Below are 3,513 nucleotides of genomic sequence, written 5' to 3' on the forward strand. Positions count from 1 at the left end.
AAGATATTATTGTTCTTTCGTTTTAATAAAGTGAAGATTTTAGGGTGTGATGAGCTTTGTTTTTCAGTATATAATTTTATTATAGTTTTATTATGAAATTTAATGAAACGTAAACAAATATGATAATGTGTGACTGTAGTCTCTTCTAAAAATTGAGAGTTAATATAATTTGAGAGTTCTTGAGAATAAATATCAGAATTTGGACTTATTGTGTCTTGGTTTTCCAAACACAATGCTTTATTGATTTCTATCAAGGTATTTTTAAAAGAAGTTTGAGTTATGGAGGGGACTTTTTTTTGATTCAGGTGTAGTTTGAAATTGTATTGAAGAAGAAGGTATAAGGTTTTGAATAGATTAGCTTTCACGTTAGAGGGTTTTATGCCAAGGTGTTCAATCGATGAATGACAGGTGTAACCAGTTCCTTTTACAAGGAGTTTTTTCACTTGGCCAATAAAGTCAGGGAATCTTTGATCTCGATCTGACATGGATATTAAGCATTGATAGGCCTTATTTATTTTTAAATGTATAAAACAAGGTGTTGGAGAAGTTTTAGCAAAATGGCTTTCTTCTATTGTTTGTGGTGGTGCAGTACTAATGTGTTCTATTGAGCGATGAGATGGTTCGTTATCACTATTGTTTAAAAATGTTTCAAGAGAAAGCGTTTCTTCTAAAGTAGGCAGAATTATTTTTTTTACTGAAGGAGAAGTTTCATCAGAATTGCTTTCTTCTATTTTTTGTAATGATGTAGTGCTAATCTGTTCTATTGAGCAATAGGAAGGCTCATCATCACTGCTGCTTAAAAGTGTTTCGAGGCAAAGAGTGTCTTCAAAAGTAGGCAGAATTATTTTTTTTAATGAATGAGGGGTTTTAGTAGAATTGCTTTTTTCTATTGTTTGTGATGATGTAGTGCTGATCTGTTCTATTGAGCGATAGGAAGTTTCGTCATCATTGCTGTTTAAAAATGTTGTAGAGGAAAGAGTTTCTTTTGAAGCAATAGATGGATTAGGATAGGCTTGAGGAGCTATTATTGAGGCAATAGCATGGTCACTAAAATTTTCCTGTTGTAATTGTTTCATAATGTCATTCATCAAAGTCTGTTTTTCTGTTTCAAGGTTGGTTTTATCATCGTTATTAGGCATTGATGCAATTAAAGGCTCTAGATTAAGAAGAAAAATTAAAAGAGTGTTGAGAGTCTCATGATAAAGGTGAGAGTAAGAAAATGTTGATATATCTTTTATAAGATCATCTTGGAAGAAAATACCATATTCAAGGACATGACTAACTCCATTAAGGACATGCTCTAGATATATTGGGATATCAGTTATGTCTTGATTTTGTAAAATGAAGCGTTGATTATTTTCTAAAAGAATAATAACCGGAAGAGATGCTTTTTTGTTAAATGAAGCAGATATAGAATCATCAAAATCTATATTTCTCGTGGACAGATTAAAAAAATCTTCATTTATACATTCTAATAATTCGTCTTCTAATGTGCTTTGTATTAAGTTGTTTAACTCTTGATTTGTCTCGGATGAAAATTGTATAGATGTTGTATTTAAGGGGGATTTTTGTTCTAAAGAAGACTCAAGAGCTCTATCTATTACAGGAGCATTTAAAGCATTCGATAACCAAATATTTATATCTTCATCTTCATTAAGAAATAGAGCATCTTCTTTGAAGGGGCTTGTTTGTTGGTTTAAAGAAGAATTTGTTTCTGTAAAAGAGCTTTCTTCTATTCGTTGTTTTTTATTTTCAGGGCTTCTTTCTAAAGAAGAGAAGCTTCTTTTTTTAGCAAATGTTGTTTTTGTTAAAGAGCTAATGATTTGTGGTAATGGTTGTTGAAATAATTGAGGATCTGAAGATAAAAACTCTTGATTAATAGATGATGTTAATAATTTTATAGATTCTTGTATTAGTTGGGAGTGTGAAGATTCACTTGCTTGCTGTGCTAATGGATAAAGAACATCTTGTAAAAGCATAATGATATTGCTGTGTGTATCTGGATTTAATGGAAATGAAGAAGGTACAGAAATACAGGGGTATTGTTTTTGTATAATATGTTTTACTAGAGATGTTAATGAAAAAATCTGTTCTGGTGGTATTAAAAAAGGGCTTTCTTTAATACAAAATCCAACAATATTATTTTGTGATGAGAAATAATCTAATGTAAAGTAGGGCATAAATATTTTTTTTTATGATAGATTTTTATTGTTTTTTATTTTGGGCTGTTGGACTGTATGATTAAGTATATAGGGGAATTTTATTTCAGAAATATGATCTCCTAATAGCGACGTAAGAGTATCTAAAAGATTTTGATATTCTTGTTGAATGTCATAAGAGGTCGTTTTTTCTAAGGCAAGAGGAAGTGTTTTAGTAAGTGTAGTAAGGTTTTCTTGGATGCCTGCATACATAAGCTTGTAAAGATCTATAGCATTTGTAATTGATATATTTTTTTTTGTTAAAGGATTTTCAAGTATAATATTTAAATTTATGAATTGTTTATGGCATAAAGTGTGCATATGTTCCACATCAAGTTGTAAAATTTCTTGTATAATTGAGACCCATGGAATCGTTTTTTTAGATTGTTTTTTATGTACATACCCAAATTTATAGACATGACTATTAGAAATATTGTTGCCATGAATATTGTTAATAGAGAATAAATAAATGTTTTGTTTTTTTTGAAATAAAATTTTTTTAGAATGAGCAGGAATGGGAAGGGACTTTTGAAGGAGTTGTTGGTTTTTTTCTATAGCTTCTTGTAGGAAAGATTCTAGTGCATGTGGTTGGGTTATAACAGGTATCTCTGATGGGGAAGAAAATGCTCTTTCAATTAATAATAACGTTTCATGAATATCACTAGAAGGATCATCACAAAAATGAGTAGCAAATTCTGTAGGATGATATTTTTTTAGATAAAGTTGCGTTTCTTTTATTCCATTATATAATAAAGACAAGATCTCTTGATTACTTTTTAGTAAGTATTTTTTATTTGTTTTTATGTCTTGGATTTTAAAAACAGAAATTTTATTTATGTTAGCAAGTACATTTTTTACTTCTTTTCTAAGTGCTTGAATATTTTCTTTGCTTAATTGAATTAATTTGTCCAGGGATTGATCTGAGCTAAGACTATATAAAATATGATATTGTATTTGAGTCATCTCAATTTCTGGTTTCAGAATAAACAAAAGCATGTTGTAGCTGTGTGATGGTGAGGATGTAATTTCTTTACTAACAGAATCAACAGCAGAGCCAAAAGCTTTCACTATTTTTATACATTCTTTTAAGGTTAACATCATGTTTTGATAAGATGTTAATTTTGAGTGAGTTTTACCAAAAGCTTCTTTAAATATGACTTGATTTTGATAAAGCAAAGAAGATAAAGGACCAGACAGATCTTTTAGAAGAATTGATTTATCATCTGTTATTTCTATGTTCAGTATATTATTTTTATTAATAATAACAGTGTTTTCTTTTGATAAGATTTCTAAATGTTTCAAAGTAGTGATGATA

General features: G+C 29.3%; 2 protein-coding genes. Both read right to left on the reverse strand.

The genetic code is table 11. From position 1 onward, the window contains the following. Window positions 1-2,180: hypothetical protein (locus CLAVI_RS05550; protein ID WP_194844607.1), on the reverse strand; the 2,180-nt coding region annotated here is incomplete at its 3' end. Between the two features lie 12 nt (window positions 2,181-2,192). Next, on the reverse strand, window positions 2,193-3,513 hold a 1,321-nt coding region (locus tag CLAVI_RS05555; RefSeq protein WP_194844608.1), incomplete at its 5' end, for a hypothetical protein.

It is taken from the genome of Candidatus Clavichlamydia salmonicola (genome assembly GCF_015356765.1).
Lineage (GTDB): Bacteria > Chlamydiota > Chlamydiia > Chlamydiales > Chlamydiaceae > Clavichlamydia > Clavichlamydia salmonicola.